Raw genomic sequence first — 13975 nt, 5'->3', positions numbered from 1 at the left:
TCTTTGTCCTGCGTTCGCGACATGTCGAGATCGAGAACGCGCCGGGCGCCGAAAGGCACCCGGCGCGCGACGCTTCACGGCTTCATCGTCGAAACCACCGCGTTCTTCGCGCGGTCGACCACGGCCACGCTGAGGTCGCGGTTGAGGACGTACGCGTGGGCGTTGTCACTGGAGAATGCGATCGCCTGGCGCGGCTCGTTCAGCCCGGTCACCGTGGCGACGACCTTGAGCGTGTCGGTGTCGATCACCGAGAGCGAGTTGTCCTTGAGGTTGCCCGAATAGACGAAGCGCCCGTCCGGGGTCAGCGCGGCACCGTAGGGGTCCTTGCCCACCGCGACTTCTGACGTGACCTTGCGGGCGGCGACATCGACCACACTGACGGTGTTGCGGCCGCTGTTGGCGGCAAACAGCGTCTTGCCGTCCTTGGTGATCGAGATGGCGCGCAGCTTGTCGAACCCGGCGATCTCGCTGGTGATCTTGTTGGTGGCGGTGTCGACCAACGTGATCTTGTCGCCGAGGAAGTTCGTCACGAACACGGTCTTGCCGTCCGGCGACAGCTTCACGCCTTGGCGCGGCTGCGCAAAGCCGGGGATCACGGCGACTGCGAGCATGGTCTTGGTGTCGAACACGGTCAGCGTGCTCGCGGCCTCGTTGTTGACGTAGAGCTTTGTCCCGTCGGCCGAGAGCACCGTGCCGAACGCACCGGGGCCTGCGGCAAGAACGCCGGCTTCTTTGCCGGTGCCGGTCTCGTAGACCGTGATCCGGCCCGTGCCGCTGTCGGAGACGTAGAAGCGGGCGCCGTCCGGCGCGAACACGATGTTGCGCGGCGTGACGAAGCCGTCGAGGCGGCGGAGCACCGTGCCCTTGGCGACGTCGTAGACGATGACGGCGCTCTCCTCGCTGTTCGACACCGCGGCGACCGTGCCGGCGGCGTTCAGGGCGAGCGCGTTGTTCTTGATTGCGCCGTCGAAGCCGGCGGCGAATCCAGGTTGGTTCTGGGTGAGGAGCAAGGCAGCTCCGGCGAGGAGGGCGCGGAGGCTGGTACGGACGTGGGTCATGAAGCGTGTCTCTCGGGCATGCGCCCTCGTTCGACGGCCTGGGGCCGGCCGTGCGGGCGAGTTCGAAATCGGATTGCGTCGTGCGGGACCGGTCAGGCCGTGCATCGCCTTAGGGAGATGCCAGCGAGGGCGGTCTATTCCCCGAGGCCGGCGAAAAAAGCACGGCGGCCTCGGGATTCGAGGGTTCAGGGCGTGGGCTTCAACGCCGTGAGGTAATCGACGATGGTCTGCACATCGGCCTGATCGACCGGCGCTTTGTAGGCGTGGACCATCTTGTTCACGGTCTCGGTCCACTGCGCCTTCGTGAGCTTGGGCTGGGTCAGCACCATCCCGGCCGAGTGGCAGGCGAGGCAATTGTTATTGACCGCCTCGGCTCCCGGCCCGTCCGGAAAGATCCGGTCGGACGTCGGAAATTCGATCGATTGCGAACTGAAGCGCATCGGCTCGGGAGCAGGCGCCGCGAGCGCCACCAGGGGAGACAGGATGAGCGCGGCGATGAGGGCCGCAGGGCGAATTGTGTTCATGGCTGTTCTCCTCAAGCGGCCTGGAAGGACACGGTCTCGATGCCGTTCTGCATGAAGCCGTTGGCGTTCCAGACCCGGTCCATGCCTTGCGCGACGCCCTTGGTATTGGTGCAGCGGACCCTGACCGTGTGGGTCCCGGCGGCCAGCGCCGGCAGGCTGCCGTCGAAGCGGCGGAAGCTGTAGGGGCCCTCGTCGGCACCGAGTTGCGCCGGGAACCACGTCGCCCCGCCGTCGCCGGAGAACTCGACCGCCTTCACCCCACAATCGCCGCCGAACGCGATGCCGCGGATGGCCACCGGCGTTCCGGCCGCCACCTTGGCGCCGTCGGTCAGGTTGGTGACGAACGAGCGCGGCACCATCCTGTTAATCGGCACTGTCTTGAACCCTGTCTGCCCGGGCTTGATGTTAGCACCCGGCACGTCGGGAATACGGTAGGCGGTCTTCATCCAATATTGTTCGTCGGGCTTGTCCAGCACCTCGATGTCGGACAGCATCTTGACCCAGTAGGTTGAGTACCAGCCCGGCACCACGAGCCGGAGCGGGAAACCGTTGAGCAGCGGGAGCTGCTCGCCGTTCATCGCGTAGGCGATCATCACCTCACCATTGTTGGCGTGGTCGAGATCGAGGGACTTCTTGAAGTCCGGCGCGTCGTCGACCACGGGCTCGTCGAGGCCGTTGAAGCGCACCTGCACGGCACCGGCCTTCACCCCGGCCTTTTCGAGCACGTCCTTGAGGCGCACCCCGGTCCAGCGGGCGTTGCCCATTGAGCCGTTGGCCCATTGCGCGCCGGGCACCCGCGGCTCGAACAGCCCGCGTGAATTGCCCGAGCACTGGTTGACCGCGGCGATCTCGAAGCGCGGCAGGCCGGCGATGGCATCGAGGGAGAGCGAGAGTTCCTTCTCCACATGGCCGTGGACCTTGAGCCGGAAGGTGCCGGCATCGACCTCGGTCGGGATCGAGGCCCAGTGCCAGCGCACGTAGAAGCGGTCGTTGGGGGTGAACACGCCCGCGTCGAACACCGAGAACGGCGTCTCCAGCAGCGGCGGATGGGTGCGCTGGAGGATCATCTCGCCCTTGCCCGGAAAGGCGGTGGTCAGCGCCCGCTCGTCCGGGCCGCCGGGCAGCGGCAGCTTCACCGAGCCCGCGGCCCAGGCCGGCAACGCGGCGCCGAGGCTGCCGAGCCCGAGTCCACCCAGGACGAGGCGGCGGTTCGTCGGTCTGTCCAATCCGTGCATGGTCTCTCCCCTTGAAGAATGTCGGCGTCGATGCGTTCGAGCGCATCGGGCCTCGTGGCGATTCCTCGCGACAAGGGAGATGCTACGGAAAGCGATTTATTCCCTCCAACGGTCTTTCGCGATGCGAACGATCTCCCGGTGCGATGATTCGAGAATTTTCAATCTCCCGCTTAATCCGGATTTCTTCGGGGCATCGCGCCGGATGAAAACCTGGATCGGTGGTGGAGCCGGATCCACACCCGGATCAGACAAGGCCCAGCACGTGGATCAGGCCGAGGCTGACGGCGCCGAGCGCGAGGAGCGAGGCGACTACCGCCAGCGTCACCCGCGCCCCGGCCTTGGCGACGCTGCGCACGTCGACCCCGAGGCCGAGCGCCGCCATCGAGACCACGGTCAGCACGTTGGCGGTCTCCGACATCGGCGCGAGCGCGACCTGCGGGATCAGCCCGGCCGAGCGAAGTCCCGCGAGCGCGAGGAATGCGAGGATGAACCACGGCACCAGGCGGTGGATCGCGAGGCTGGCGCGGGCCGGGCGGTCGCCGGCTGTGACGCCGGGGGCGGCCTCGTCGGTCTTCTCGCCCAGCCGGCTCGCGCCGAGCGAGAGCACCAGGACGACCGGGCCGAGCATCAGCACCCGGACGAGCTTCACCAGGGTTCCGACCTGGACGCTGAGTGCCGCGACCGGCGCGGTGGCGGCGAGAACCTGTGGAACAGCGTAGACGGTGAGGCCGGCGAGCACCCCGTACTGCATCGGCGAGAGACCGAGCAGGGGCACCAGTAGCGGCAGCCCGAGCACCACCAGCACGCCTAGAACCGCGGTGAAGGCGATGGAGGCGGCGACGTCCTCGCCGTCGGCACCAATCACCGGCGCCGTGGCGGCGATGGCCGAGTTGCCGCAGATCGAGTTACCGCAGGCGACGAGGATCGCCATGCGCGGGTGCAGCCCGAGCGCCCGACCGATGCCGTAACTCGACAGGATCGCCACCGTGACGACGCCCGCGATGCCGAAGAGCAGACCCGGACCGGCCGCCAAGATCGTCGCGAGGCTGAGCGAGGCCCCGAGAAGAACAACCGCGATCTCCAGTACGGTCTTGGCCCCGAAGGCGATGCCGGGAAAGAAACGTTGCGACGGGGTCCAGGCCGTGCGGATCGCGCTGCCGAGCAGGATCGCCAGCACCAGGGCTTCGAGCCATGCGCGACCGAACAGATGCGCCTCGACGGCCTCGAAGCCGACCGCTGCGGCGGTGACCGCCACGCAGAGGCCCAGTCCCGGAAGGATGGCTTTCGTGCCGGCCAAGGCGCCCATCGATCGAGGGTGGGAGAAAAGTCTGGGCATGGACATGGATGGCTCCGATGTGATGCCAGAGAATCCCATGTCCCTTTCATTCACTCCAACGGAATGATCAGATGTTTCCCATCAACGGAATAGATGAAAAGGGGCCCCTTCGCGGCTTGCGGAGATCCATTCTGGGGGCCGACAAGCGCATTCACCCGTCAATCCAGCGTGCCTTGATCGTCGTGTCCGCGGCAAACTCATAGATCCTGACGGAGCCCGTTGCGAGTTCGAGGTGCTCGACCTCCGCCGGGTTGAGGTCTTCGAGCGCCATCACAAGCGCCCGCAGGCAATTACCGTGGGCGACGACCAGCACGTCCCCGCCCATGACCGCCGGTAGGATGGATCGGAGGTAGCAGGGCACGATGCGCGCGACAGTGTCGCGCAGGCTCTCACCATTCGGCGGCGCATCAGCGTAGGAGCGGCGCCAGGTCTCAATCCGCACCGCCCCCCAGCGCGCATCGGCGGTGGTCTTGTCGAGCCCGCTGAGGTCGCCGTAGTCTCGCTCGTCGAGCGCGGCGAAGCGTTGGGGGATTAATCCGGGTTGCCCGAGCGCATCGAGGATAAGCCGGCCGCTCACGACGGCCCGCGTCAGCGTCGAGGTGAAGGCAACAGAAAAGCGCCAGCGGCGCTCGGCCAAACGCCGGCCGGCTGCCTCGGCTTCCATCCGGCCCTGCTCGGTCAAGGGCGAGTCCAGCAATCCCGTGAACAGGCCGGATCGGTTGGCTACGCTCTGGCCATGCCGGACCAGCACGAGACGTCGCGTGACCGGGGCTTTGCAATCGTGAATCACGCTGTCTCCCGAGGCAGAGCACTTTCGCGCCGGTGGCATCGCCTCTGATGAAGTCGGCATCCGGCTTTAACAAAATTCGACCCTGAGATGAGTTGGACCGACCGTCCGGAGACGGTGATTCATCCTTGGTCCGCTTTAGAACGTCTTGCGACTGAAAGCAGCCAAGCTGCTTGCCACCCAACGCGGTCATTCGGCTACCGACCCGTTGCGGACTTCGCAGGTGGGTACCAAGCGTCAGATTAGGACCACTAGACGCGCTGGAGATGCCCGGCATCGACGAGGCCCGTAAGGCCTTGCTCCTTCAGATGCGGAGATGGACCGCCGACGTCACGGTGCCGTACACCGGAGCGAACCGGCAACTGAACGCCCTGGAGGCCGAGATCAGGGCGATCCGGGCATTCGTCGACGTGGACCGCCGCATCCGCCAGTCCAATCCCGTCGCGCTGCAGGAGCGGTTCCCAGGCACCGGCATGTACCGCACGTCAGCGCAGGCGCCCGAGATCCCGGACGCCTGAGTTCGATCAGGCCGCGGCCCGCTTGTCGTCGCCGTGGACCTCGCACATGGCCTGAGCCTCGGCTTGGGACGTGCACCGGACGTACGTCGACCTGGCGTCAATCGTCCGCCCCGTGTCCCGGGATTGAGCGAGCACCGCCTTCCCGTTCACGACGGCGACGCCGACCTGGAACTTGGCCCGCGAATCCGGCCAGACCGCGTACGTCATGTCCGCGTCCGAGAATGCGGACTTCAGCCACTTCGTCGGATCGGCCTTGGCCGCCATGGCCTTGTCCATGCTGGCGTTGGCGCGGTCTATGTATTCCTTGGTCTCCGCGGCGGTGAGCTTGTCGTCGATCCGGATCATGGTGGCTCCTCCCATTCTGATGATTGGGGCAGGATGCCGGGCGGGGATTACCGAGAGGCGAACGGCCAAGCTCGACCCGCCGGCGTGGTCACCGACCGATGAGCAGGACCGCTCGAATGCGACGGGACGGGCCAGGACCTCCCCCTGTCGGCTCCGCACGGCCTCTCGATTGGGGGGTCATACGACGGGCCGTCGCTATTCCCCGCAACGGCTACGCCGTCGTCCACTCCGTTCCCGCCTTCGGTGCGGGTCGCTCCCGGCCGTCTCCAGGCCTCCCCACGAGGCCGCGCTGGGCGGCCAACGGGAGAGCACCATGGCCTTCGACGTCCACCACGCAGTCACCGACAAGATTATCGCGACCATGGAGGCCGGCGAGGCCGGACAGTGGACCTGCCCCTGGCACCGCACCGGCGGAGGCCTCCCCCGCAACGCCCTGACCGGGAAGGCCTACCGCGGGATCAACACCCTCAGCCTCTGGGTCGGCGCGCAGGCCGCCGGTTATTCGGACGACCGCTGGGCCACCTACAAGCAATGGGCGGAGCTCGGGACCCAGGTGAAGCGAGGCGAGCGCAGCACCCTGGTGGTCTTCTTCAAGGAGTACGAGGCCGCCGACGGCGAGGACCGGAAGCGGTTCGTGGCCCGGGCCAGCTACGCCTTCAACGCCTCCCAGGTGGAGGGCGCGCCCGAGGCCGGAGAGCCCCACCCGGCGAGCGAGTGGACCATCCCGGACGTGTTCGACGGGTTCGTCCAGCGCACCGGCGCACGGATCACGCACGGCGGGGACGCCGCCTTCTACCAGCCCTCCGAGGACCGGATCGTCCTCCCCCGCCGGGAACGGTTCGCCACCTCGCAGGGGTACGCGAGCACCGCCGCCCACGAGCTCGTCCACTGGTCCGGGGCCAAGGGCCGCCTCGACCGGGACCTGACCGGAAGGTTTAAGACGCAGGCCTACGCCGCCGAGGAACTCATCGCCGAACTCGGAAGCGCGTTCCTGCTGGCCGAGATGGGCCTGGAGGCCGAGCCGCACCCGACCCACGCCAGCTACCTGGCATCCTGGCTCAAGCTTCTCCGGAGCGACCCGAAGGCGATCTTCACCGCGGCGAGCGCGGCCTCCCGGGCGGCGGGGTTCCTGACCTCCCTCCAGGCCGAGATGGCGGAGGCGGCCTAGCCGTCTCCCGAAATCCGCGGGGCGCCCGATTCGCGCCCCGCGAAGACCTGGTACCGATCATCAATTGGAGACCGCCATGCGCAGCGCCATCATCCTCATCCTCCTCGCGACGCCGGCCGCGGCCGCGCCCGAGTACCCCGTCCAACACACGACCGCCGAATATCTGGCGGCCTACGGGAAGGCGCGCGCCTACGCCCAGGCGCACTCGCCGCTGAAGGCCCGGCCCATCTGTCGGAAGGCGATCGGGCGGCGTTCGTCCATGGTCGTGGAGCAGCGGTGCCGGGACGTCGCCGCGGGAACGCGGACGAACTGCACGACGCGCGACTGGTGCGTGGCCATGCTCGACAACTTGGCGAGGCACTGCCATTTCTGGCGGGGCGACGTCCCGTGCGTCCACCCCGAGGACGGCGGGTCGATCAGGAACCCGCCGCCTACGCCCCGTCCCTGACGTCCGTGATCGCGGACGCCGCTTTGGCGATCAGGCGCAGCCGCATCGAGTCTGCCCGCCTGGCGACGCGCTCGACGTCCGACATCATGGCCTCGATGGCCGCCCGGGCCCGCGCATCGTCCGCCAGATCGAGGGCGGCCGCCAGGTTCCGACGGGCCGCCCGGCTCTGAGACGCGGCCTTGCCCAGGGCGAGGCCGGCCTCGGAGGTATCCTCGCCCCGGCGCCTCATGCTGGGTTCAGGCGGTCGCGCAGGTGAAAGCAGTGGGCCTCCGATCCCGTCGGGACCCTGCGCCGGTTCGGGCCCGGAGCGTGCCGAACGGTCTTCGCGGGCACCCGCAGCAGGGGTGTCTGATCCACCTTCGCGCCGGTGCGGAGCGCTTCGAGACGGGCCAGCATCCTCAGCTTGTTCGCGGCTCGGATGGCTTCGAGCGTCATCCTCCCCCTCATCGGGCAAGCTCCTTCAGGATCGATGCACGCTCTCCCCGGTGCCGACGGCGCGCCCGGCGGGACAGCCCCGGGGGGCGCTTGGCGAGTTCGACGAACCGCGCGAAGAGTTCAACCGGCATGGGCTGGAGCGTTACCGCGGGGACGATCATCGCCTGTCGGGACGGCGTGAGGCGGAAGCGCGTCTCGGTGTAGATCCGGATGCCGGGACCTTCCGATACGCCCGGGTAGAGGTCGCGGAACAAGGGCGGCAGGTAGACATCCCCGTCCAGGATCGGGTTGTAGGGGCGTTCGATCATGCCCGCCTCCGCCTTCATGACGCGCCTCCAACCAGACTCGCGATGTTGGCCCGCATCCGGTCCGGGTCGACGTCGGTTCGGAAGATCCCCTCGACCGGGGCCGCGTCGAACCCGGCCTGGTAGATCGCCTCCAGGTCGGCGCCCCTGGCAAAACCGGCATCGCGTAGCACCTGCAGGGCCGGCGCCGGAGGCCAGGAGTTTCTGACCTGGTTTGCCTCGAAAGCTGCCTCGACCACCTGGAGGTCGGTCATCGAGCGCAGGTCGGCTAGCCGATCCTCCGCCTTCATGATGCCGTCCCCGCCCTGAGAGCTATGTGTCGGATGCGGGCCGGTCCGTCCGTCGCGGCGAGGACGACACCATGCTCGTCCTTCGCCTCCCAGGGCAGGTAGGCCCGGTACTTTGCCATCCTCAACGCGCGGGCCGTGACGGCGCCGACGTCGTCGGCATATCTCCAGGAAACTTGGAAGGGCTGCCCGTTGACGATGAGATCGATGGTGCGCTCGTCCGCCGGGATGCGGTCCGTCAGGGCGACGTCGCCGTTGGCCAGCGCCAGCGCCGCGTCGGCGATCCTCGCCCCGAGGTCGGACTGGGCGAAGGTCGCGATGACCTCATCCATGTCCTCGTCGTCCGAATGCACCAAGTGCCGGACGACGGCGTCCTGATCCTTCAACTGCTCCCAGTCCGTAAGCCGGTAATCCATGACCGAATCGATCCCCTGTTGAACACCTGGAGATCGTCCCGCCCGGAGACGCGAGCCACCAGGGCCGCGGCCCTTCCGTGCATTGATAATCGAGGATTTCGTGATCCCCGACAGGGCGTTGAGCGCGTCCCGCGAGGATGTCAGCACCTGTGCGCACGACGTCAGCACGCGTTTCGAGAGGGGCAAGCTTGGCTGTGGCGAAATGAATCAGGCGGTGCGGTCGATTTAGGACGCTGCGACCAGGCGAGCGGGAAGGCCGAGTGCTTTCATCCTAATGGCGGCGCAACGACCCCCCGCTCGCCATGGAGATCGACACCGTGTTCCAGAGCCTGCTCGTCTCCCTCCTCGCGCTCTTCGGCTTCGCGCCGGCGACGTCCCATCCCGCCCGTGTCGGCCCCGGCCCGACCGGGCGCCGTCATGCCGTTCTGCCAGCCCCCAAGGTGACCAGTGCGACAGCGACTGGTCCCGGTCCCGGCGGACGGAGGCATGCGATCCACCGCACCCCGTCTCCCCGCGTTGCGCAGCCCGTTGTGCAGCCCGTTGCGCAGGCTACCCGGCTCGTTGTGCAGCCCGGGGCGGCACGCGAGACGGCGCATCAGATGGGCGTCAGGACGACTGGCCTGGTCCGCAAGATCCCCGCGGGTCGCGCCGTGCGCTACTTGCAGCACGAGGCCTGTTGCGCACCGTCCGATGTCGGCCTGCCCGGCGTCACCCGCGCCGAAGTCGAGCTCGCCCTCGGGCCAGATCTCCATTCGTACGTCGCACTGTGCCTCCGGGAGCGGCAGCCCCTCCCAAGCATCAGCCCGGCGCTCGAACACCAGAACGACGCCGTTTACCGCGTCCGCCTGAGACGGGCGATGCTGGATGACGTCGAACTCTGGGAATCGACCGCTATTGCCCGAGACCGCCAGCGTGCCGAGGCTCAGGAGGCTGGGATCGCCCCGCCGGACGCGTTGCGCATCCCCGCCGAAGTCGAAGCCGTCATCGCCCGGAAGGCCGCCGCCGCCGCCGCCCTGCTCAAGAGGCGGTCGGAGAGTGCGGGGGGCGCCACCGGGAAAGGAGGCGCGAACGTGGTTCGCCTCCCCTCGGCCGAGGTCGCAAAGGCGGAGGAAGCCCCGTCCGTCCCCGCTGGCCCCAAGTGAAGAAGTATTCCGCCATGACCACTATCGACGTTGCGCACGACACGTTGTGCAGTCAGACGGAAAGTAGAGTTGAGCCAGCCATGGGTGCACAACAGTGTGCCCCCAGCACCCCCGTCCCGGCGGTGGCTTCCCAGTGGCTCCGCCCCGTGGACCCCTCAGCCAAGAGGCCTCCGGCAAGGCGGCTTCCTCCGACGCCGACGGTGCGGACCGCCCTTGGGCAGGTGTTGGGCATCCGCCTGACGCCAGACCTGAGAGCCCGCGTCGCCGAGGCGGCCACGGCGTCCGGTTCCTCGGACAGCGCATGGCTCCGGCAAGTCGCCCTCGATGCCCTCGGCGTCGAGAGCCCCGAGGATGCAGCCTCAGGCCGGCGCGTCCGGGTCGCACCGGAGGACCAGGCGGCCCTGGCAGGGGTCATCCGCGAGATCGGCGAGGCCACGCTGTCGGCGCAAGCCGGGAGAACCTCCGAGGCCGTCGAGGCCTTGGAGCGGGCGCGGCAGGTCCTCGTTCCGGTCGTGATCGGCTTCGAGCGGAGGGCGCCATGAGCGTGCGCAACACGCTGGACCGGGAGCTTCGCCATGGCGGTCGCCTTCCGGCTCACGTCCGCCGTCGCGAGGCCCGGCGTCTCGCGGCCGCCCTTGCAGCCGCCGGATACGGTCGCCCGTCATTCGAGCTCCCTGGCGACTCACAGGCAACTCGTGCGGCTTTTCAGGGCGCGTCCATCGCCGTCGCCGTCCTGAACACCGGACGCGAGATCGGTCGGGCCATCGACAGCCTCTTCGGGAGGCGCGCGTGATCAGCGGCGCCATGCGCGGCAAGGGGCTCGGAGACGCCCTCGCCAAGCACCTGCTCAAGGCCGAGAACGACGAGGTCATCTTCCTCGCCCCGCGGGGCCTTGGTTCGCCCGACTTGATCGGCCAGATCAGAGAGCTCGTCGCTTTAAGCTTGGGGGGCCGCACCGACCAGCCGATCTATCACGCGCACGTGGACCCCGAGATCGAAATCTCGGACAACGCGGGCGCGCGCCGGAGGTGGTGGGCTCTCTTCGAGAGGGAATTCCGCCTCGCGTCGCAGCCCTATTGCGGGGCCGTCCATGTCAAATACGGAAGGGAGCACGAACACCGCGTGTACGGCCTCGTCCGCCGGGACGGGGGCGTCGTCGACCTGGCATGGGACTACGCGAGGAGGGAGAAGGTCTCTCGAATCGTCGAGTACGAGTACGGGCTGGCGCCCGTTCCCTCCAAGCATGCCCGCGCAATCGCCCGGGCCCTCCGCGAGGAGGGACGCGCCGACGTCGCCGACTGGCTTGAGGCCGCCGGAATGCTCGACATCGAGCGCCCTGTGGCGCCCCTCAGCCCGCAGGAGCGCCTCATTGAGGAGCGCACCGGCATCGCGCTGGCGTCTGTCCGGGCGGCCGCCCTTTCCGCCTGGCACGCATCGGAGGATGGCGAAGGCCTCCGGGACGCGCTGCGCGAGCGGGGCCTCCGGCTCCATGCCGGGAGATCCGGGCCTGTCGTCTTCGACGAGGCTGGCCAGGCGCGCTTGCTCACCCGGCTGATCGGAGCGGCGAGCAAGGCTGCCGACGGCCAAAGAGTTCCGGCGGCCGCCGTCCGGGCGCGCCTCGAAGACGTGTCCCTCACGCAGGCAGGAGAACAGGCCGATGGACGAGATCATGGAAAGGCTGTCCGCGCAGGAGCGACTGCTGCAGGCGATCCTGTCGGCTTTGGCTCCGTCGGGGGAGCCGGAGGGGCCGGGTCTGGAGGATCTGATCGAGGCCCTGCAATCCCTGACGACGGCGGTCGAAATGCAGGGCGAGGAGATCCGCTGCCTGCGATCCGTCGTCTCCAGGGCCTAGGGCTCGTCGACTTGCGGGCCCTTGCGCGTCGCCTTCGAGCGTTCGATCAGCGCCGCCTGGCGCTCCTTGATATGGAGCGCAAGCGCCTCGGCAATGGCCTGGCCACGACGGACATGTGGGGCGTTGGGCGCCTTTAGGGGCTCCTTCGCCGGTGGCAGGCGCCCCGCGATCCGCAGGGCGTCCGACATCTCGGACTCATGCGCTTCGGCGGCGTCGCGCATGTATTCGAGATGGTCCGGCGACGGCCGAGGCTTGTACTCCGGGTTCCCGAGCGCACGCCACCGCAGGAGAGTGCGCTCGGAAACACCCAAGGCGTCAGCGGCGCGTACGATCCAGTTCTGGCCGAAGGTCACTTTGGCGAGCAGCACGATCTGCGCGATGACGGGCATCTTCGGCCGCCATCGGGCGCCCGACGTCCGAGGTGCCGGACGCTGGGGGATCTCATGCTCCGGCACGTCATCGATATTGAGGGACGGCCGGAGCGCCCTCAGTCCGGCCGGTGGGGGCGCCGCGGCCGGCGGATGCGCCTCCAAGTACGCGACCAGGTCGACCTGCCGGGGGTCGACTTTGCGCTCGCGAGGCGGTCCGAAGAGCGGCGGAAGGCGCTTGCGCTTGGGAATGGGGAGCCACCTGGGGATGATCACGGCGTCACATCCCCATCGAGGGGGCGTTGTTTTCCTCGGGCTCAGGCTCCGCATCCGGCACGAGCTCGGCATCCGCCGCGATGCGCGCAGCGGCCCGCCTTTCGAGGCCGTTGGCGACCTTCCGAAGCTCGCCGGCATTGGCGAGGAGCTCCGAGATACGCGCATTGAGGACAGTCAGCAGGGCGGCCTCGACCCATTCAGGGACCGGGCGGATCTCGGCGATCCAGTGCGATATCTGAGGCCCTCGGACCGAGCGGCCCGTGGCCTGTGACAGGGCCGCCGCCAAGGGGGCGATCCACCTCTCGCCGTATGCGCGCGGCCCCACGTAGGACACGAGCCACCGGCGCGCTTGCTGTTCTCTAGTTGAGGACATCGGTCGATCCCTTCGGTGTTGCGAGGCCGATCTGGAGTCTGGCGCGGCGTAGCTGCACGAGGGCGCGCTCGCGGTTGAGGAGCGCGCCGTTCTCAGTGACGGATGGGTCGTCGAGGGGCACTAGAATGGCGCCCTCGGGAAGAGGCTGCTGAGCAGGCGGGGTGGAGCGGCGGTAGACGATGGGCACCGCGGGCTCCTGATCAGGCGGCTCGACGGGCGTCGACGAGGGGGTAGGCGTTGACCATGGCGCCGTTGGCGACGGTCGCCGCGCTGCCGTATCGGGTACCGTCCTCGCTCGCCGCCAGCACCTCGCAGGTGCCCCGGTAGCGGGACAGAAGCTCGATGCAGTGGGCCGCGTCGCCCAGGTGCAGATCGGAGCCATCGGCGAGCGCCTTGATGCAGGCCTTGGTGGCCTTAGACAGTTCCGCGGCGTCGAACGGCAGGCCGGGGGTCAGCATCTCCAGTTCGCCGAGGTTGGCGATCAGGTTCTCGCGCAGGGCGGCGACGTTGTAGGTCTTGGCGGACATGGCGGTGGTCCTGGTAGTGCCCGCAGGGATCGGGCGGGTGTGGCGGCCCTCATCGAGACGTCCCTCGGGGCGTCCGGAGGAGGGCCGAGGCGCGTGGCCCCGGCGTTCCGCTCAGCGCTTGACGTGCGCGGCAAGGGCCTCGCGATGCATGGCGATGTGCACGCCGGCGTCGATGATAAGCGGGCGGTCGCGCATGAACAGGGCGACGTCGTAGGCCTCGCGAATGCTGTCCGCGAAGTATGCGGTCCCCTCGTCACCGAGGACACGGCGGGGATCGTTGCTGCGATAGTCGAGCCGGTACTGGTCCATGCCGAGCGGAGCGCACGTGATGTCCATCTGGCGGATCTGGGCGATGGCCTCGGCCCTGGTGAGGTACTCGTCCGCGGCGGGGATGAAAGTCTTAGTGGCCATGTCGGGTGCCTCTAATGGTGGGAATCAAATGATATGCGGACGGGAACGATCAGAACATAATTTCAGCCCCAATCCGGTGCAAGAGAGTGGGATCGATTTAATTACCATGCCTCGAAGAAAGTCGGTGCGTCGAGGCCGGCGTGGGGTTCGCGTTCAGGCGGTCC

23 protein-coding genes are annotated in these 13975 nt (G+C 68.2%); 7 read left to right on the top strand and 16 right to left on the bottom strand.

Going from position 1 to position 13975, the window contains the following annotated elements:
- Positions 1-74 precede the first annotated feature (74 nt).
- The 5 genes from AC6EUL_RS07855 to AC6EUL_RS07835 form a co-directional block, all read right to left on the bottom strand.
- Positions 75-1058 carry a beta-propeller fold lactonase family protein gene (locus AC6EUL_RS07855; protein ID WP_055958936.1) on the bottom strand — a complete coding sequence of 328 codons (984 nt, stop codon included), beginning with the start codon at positions 1056-1058 and terminating at the stop codon, positions 75-77.
- Between the two features lie 185 nt (positions 1059-1243).
- Complete coding sequence (locus tag AC6EUL_RS07850; RefSeq protein ID WP_253400009.1) at positions 1244-1582, bottom strand: c-type cytochrome; 339 nt, start codon at positions 1580-1582, stop codon at positions 1244-1246.
- Between the two features lie 11 nt (positions 1583-1593).
- A complete protein-coding gene (locus AC6EUL_RS07845) occupies positions 1594-2817 on the bottom strand; it encodes a molybdopterin-dependent oxidoreductase (protein ID WP_055958942.1) in 1224 nt (407 codons plus the stop codon).
- A 244-nt stretch (positions 2818-3061) separates the two neighbouring features.
- A complete protein-coding gene (locus AC6EUL_RS07840) occupies positions 3062-4123 on the bottom strand; it encodes a YeiH family protein (protein ID WP_055958946.1) in 1062 nt (353 codons plus the stop codon).
- Between the two features lie 181 nt (positions 4124-4304).
- Entirely contained in the window at positions 4305-4943 is a 639-nt protein-coding gene (locus tag AC6EUL_RS07835) for a 2,3-bisphosphoglycerate-dependent phosphoglycerate mutase (protein WP_055958948.1), read from the bottom strand.
- 263 nt (positions 4944-5206) lie between these two features.
- Between AC6EUL_RS07835 and AC6EUL_RS07830 the strand changes: the two genes are divergently transcribed.
- Complete coding sequence (locus AC6EUL_RS07830) at positions 5207-5458, top strand: hypothetical protein (RefSeq protein WP_103711640.1); 252 nt, start codon at positions 5207-5209, stop codon at positions 5456-5458.
- Positions 5459-5464: 6 nt separating this feature from the next.
- On the opposite strand, the gene AC6EUL_RS07825 is transcribed toward AC6EUL_RS07830, so the two are convergent.
- Positions 5465-5803: a hypothetical protein gene (locus AC6EUL_RS07825; protein ID WP_103711641.1), complete on the bottom strand. Its 339-nt coding sequence runs from the start codon at positions 5801-5803 to the stop codon at positions 5465-5467.
- Between the two features lie 313 nt (positions 5804-6116).
- On the opposite strand from AC6EUL_RS07825, the gene AC6EUL_RS07820 reads away from it, so the two are divergent.
- Both AC6EUL_RS07820 and AC6EUL_RS07815 read left to right on the top strand, forming a co-directional pair.
- Positions 6117-6971: an ArdC family protein gene (locus tag AC6EUL_RS07820; RefSeq protein WP_103711642.1), complete on the top strand. Its 855-nt coding sequence runs from the start codon at positions 6117-6119 to the stop codon at positions 6969-6971.
- 76 nt (positions 6972-7047) lie between these two features.
- Positions 7048-7419, top strand: coding sequence for a hypothetical protein (locus tag AC6EUL_RS07815; RefSeq protein ID WP_146056445.1), 372 nt, complete (start codon positions 7048-7050; stop codon positions 7417-7419).
- On the opposite strand, the gene AC6EUL_RS07810 is transcribed toward AC6EUL_RS07815, so the two are convergent.
- The 5 genes from AC6EUL_RS07810 to AC6EUL_RS07790 are packed head-to-tail and all read right to left on the bottom strand — an operon-like array spanning position 7403 to position 8862.
- Positions 7403-7648: a hypothetical protein gene (locus tag AC6EUL_RS07810; protein ID WP_103711644.1), complete on the bottom strand. Its 246-nt coding sequence runs from the start codon at positions 7646-7648 to the stop codon at positions 7403-7405. The genes AC6EUL_RS07815 and AC6EUL_RS07810 overlap by 17 nt on opposite strands.
- Entirely contained in the window at positions 7645-7854 is a 210-nt protein-coding gene (locus AC6EUL_RS07805) for a hypothetical protein (RefSeq protein ID WP_103711645.1), read from the bottom strand. The genes AC6EUL_RS07810 and AC6EUL_RS07805 overlap by 4 nt, the downstream gene beginning before the upstream one ends.
- Positions 7855-7862: 8 nt before the next feature.
- Entirely contained in the window at positions 7863-8162 is a 300-nt protein-coding gene (locus tag AC6EUL_RS07800) for a hypothetical protein (RefSeq protein ID WP_146056446.1), read from the bottom strand.
- 14 nt (positions 8163-8176) lie between these two features.
- Entirely contained in the window at positions 8177-8449 is a 273-nt protein-coding gene (locus AC6EUL_RS07795; RefSeq protein WP_103711647.1) for a hypothetical protein, read from the bottom strand.
- Positions 8446-8862: a hypothetical protein gene (locus AC6EUL_RS07790; RefSeq protein ID WP_103711648.1), complete on the bottom strand. Its 417-nt coding sequence runs from the start codon at positions 8860-8862 to the stop codon at positions 8446-8448. The genes AC6EUL_RS07795 and AC6EUL_RS07790 overlap by 4 nt, the downstream gene beginning before the upstream one ends.
- 302 nt (positions 8863-9164) lie before the next feature.
- Here AC6EUL_RS07790 and AC6EUL_RS07785 point away from each other — a divergent pair, with 302 nt between their 5' ends.
- From AC6EUL_RS07785 to AC6EUL_RS07770, 4 genes are all read left to right on the top strand, one after another.
- Positions 9165-10004 (top strand): hypothetical protein, encoded by an 840-nt coding sequence (locus AC6EUL_RS07785; protein WP_103711649.1) that lies wholly within the window; start codon positions 9165-9167, stop codon positions 10002-10004.
- A gap of 200 nt (positions 10005-10204) precedes the next feature.
- Positions 10205-10546 (top strand): hypothetical protein, encoded by a 342-nt coding sequence (locus tag AC6EUL_RS07780; RefSeq protein ID WP_245436457.1) that lies wholly within the window; start codon positions 10205-10207, stop codon positions 10544-10546.
- Positions 10543-10797: a hypothetical protein gene (locus AC6EUL_RS07775; RefSeq protein ID WP_103711651.1), complete on the top strand. Its 255-nt coding sequence runs from the start codon at positions 10543-10545 to the stop codon at positions 10795-10797. Before AC6EUL_RS07780 ends, AC6EUL_RS07775 begins: the two co-directional genes overlap by 4 nt.
- Before the next feature lie 864 nt (positions 10798-11661).
- Entirely contained in the window at positions 11662-11856 is a 195-nt protein-coding gene (locus AC6EUL_RS07770; protein WP_103711653.1) for a hypothetical protein, read from the top strand.
- Here AC6EUL_RS07770 and AC6EUL_RS07765 read toward each other — a convergent pair.
- The 5 genes from AC6EUL_RS07765 to AC6EUL_RS07745 all read right to left on the bottom strand — a co-directional run bounded on the left by AC6EUL_RS07765 (position 11853) and on the right by AC6EUL_RS07745 (position 13811).
- The gene (locus AC6EUL_RS07765; protein WP_499869715.1) at positions 11853-12500 is read right to left on the bottom strand and encodes a hypothetical protein; all 648 of its coding nucleotides are present in this window, start codon (positions 12498-12500) and stop codon (positions 11853-11855) included. The genes AC6EUL_RS07770 and AC6EUL_RS07765 overlap by 4 nt on opposite strands.
- 4 nt (positions 12501-12504) lie before the next feature.
- Entirely contained in the window at positions 12505-12786 is a 282-nt protein-coding gene (locus tag AC6EUL_RS07760) for a hypothetical protein (RefSeq protein WP_103711655.1), read from the bottom strand.
- Between the two features lie 73 nt (positions 12787-12859).
- A complete protein-coding gene (locus AC6EUL_RS07755; protein WP_146056448.1) occupies positions 12860-13060 on the bottom strand; it encodes a hypothetical protein in 201 nt (66 codons plus the stop codon).
- A gap of 13 nt (positions 13061-13073) precedes the next feature.
- Positions 13074-13400: a hypothetical protein gene (locus tag AC6EUL_RS07750; RefSeq protein ID WP_103711656.1), complete on the bottom strand. Its 327-nt coding sequence runs from the start codon at positions 13398-13400 to the stop codon at positions 13074-13076.
- A 111-nt stretch (positions 13401-13511) separates the two neighbouring features.
- Positions 13512-13811 carry a hypothetical protein gene (locus tag AC6EUL_RS07745; RefSeq protein WP_103711657.1) on the bottom strand — a complete coding sequence of 100 codons (300 nt, stop codon included), beginning with the start codon at positions 13809-13811 and terminating at the stop codon, positions 13512-13514.
- Between the last annotated feature and the right edge of the window lie 164 nt (positions 13812-13975).

Source organism: Methylobacterium sp. 001424705 (assembly GCF_059816145.1).
This window is presented reverse-complemented; position numbering and strand designations above follow the sequence as displayed.

Bases quoted from the DNA above. Each gene is read 5' to 3' on its own strand.
- AC6EUL_RS07775 (WP_103711651.1), top strand. From the start codon at position 10,543: ATGAGCGTGCGCAACACGCTGGACCGGGAGCTTCGCCATGGCGGTCGC.
- AC6EUL_RS07750 (WP_103711656.1), bottom strand. From the start codon at position 13,400: ATGTCCGCCAAGACCTACAACGTCGCCGCCCTGCGCGAGAACCTGATC.
- AC6EUL_RS07850 (WP_253400009.1), bottom strand. From the start codon at position 1,582: ATGAACACAATTCGCCCTGCGGCCCTCATCGCCGCGCTCATCCTGTCT.
- AC6EUL_RS07805 (WP_103711645.1), bottom strand. From the start codon at position 7,854: ATGACGCTCGAAGCCATCCGAGCCGCGAACAAGCTGAGGATGCTGGCC.
- AC6EUL_RS07770 (WP_103711653.1), top strand. From the start codon at position 11,662: ATGGACGAGATCATGGAAAGGCTGTCCGCGCAGGAGCGACTGCTGCAG.
- AC6EUL_RS07840 (WP_055958946.1), bottom strand. From the start codon at position 4,123: ATGGGCGCCTTGGCCGGCACGAAAGCCATCCTTCCGGGACTGGGCCTC.
- AC6EUL_RS07800 (WP_146056446.1), bottom strand. From the start codon at position 8,162: ATGATCGAACGCCCCTACAACCCGATCCTGGACGGGGATGTCTACCTG.
- AC6EUL_RS07830 (WP_103711640.1), top strand. From the start codon at position 5,207: ATGCCCGGCATCGACGAGGCCCGTAAGGCCTTGCTCCTTCAGATGCGG.
- AC6EUL_RS07825 (WP_103711641.1), bottom strand. From the start codon at position 5,803: ATGATCCGGATCGACGACAAGCTCACCGCCGCGGAGACCAAGGAATAC.
- AC6EUL_RS07845 (WP_055958942.1), bottom strand. From the start codon at position 2,817: ATGCACGGATTGGACAGACCGACGAACCGCCGCCTCGTCCTGGGTGGA.
- AC6EUL_RS07745 (WP_103711657.1), bottom strand. From the start codon at position 13,811: ATGGCCACTAAGACTTTCATCCCCGCCGCGGACGAGTACCTCACCAGG.
- AC6EUL_RS07790 (WP_103711648.1), bottom strand. From the start codon at position 8,862: ATGGATTACCGGCTTACGGACTGGGAGCAGTTGAAGGATCAGGACGCC.
- AC6EUL_RS07795 (WP_103711647.1), bottom strand. From the start codon at position 8,449: ATGAAGGCGGAGGATCGGCTAGCCGACCTGCGCTCGATGACCGACCTC.
- AC6EUL_RS07785 (WP_103711649.1), top strand. From the start codon at position 9,165: ATGGAGATCGACACCGTGTTCCAGAGCCTGCTCGTCTCCCTCCTCGCG.
- AC6EUL_RS07810 (WP_103711644.1), bottom strand. From the start codon at position 7,648: ATGAGGCGCCGGGGCGAGGATACCTCCGAGGCCGGCCTCGCCCTGGGC.
- AC6EUL_RS07820 (WP_103711642.1), top strand. From the start codon at position 6,117: ATGGCCTTCGACGTCCACCACGCAGTCACCGACAAGATTATCGCGACC.
- AC6EUL_RS07855 (WP_055958936.1), bottom strand. From the start codon at position 1,058: ATGACCCACGTCCGTACCAGCCTCCGCGCCCTCCTCGCCGGAGCTGCC.
- AC6EUL_RS07815 (WP_146056445.1), top strand. From the start codon at position 7,048: ATGCGCAGCGCCATCATCCTCATCCTCCTCGCGACGCCGGCCGCGGCC.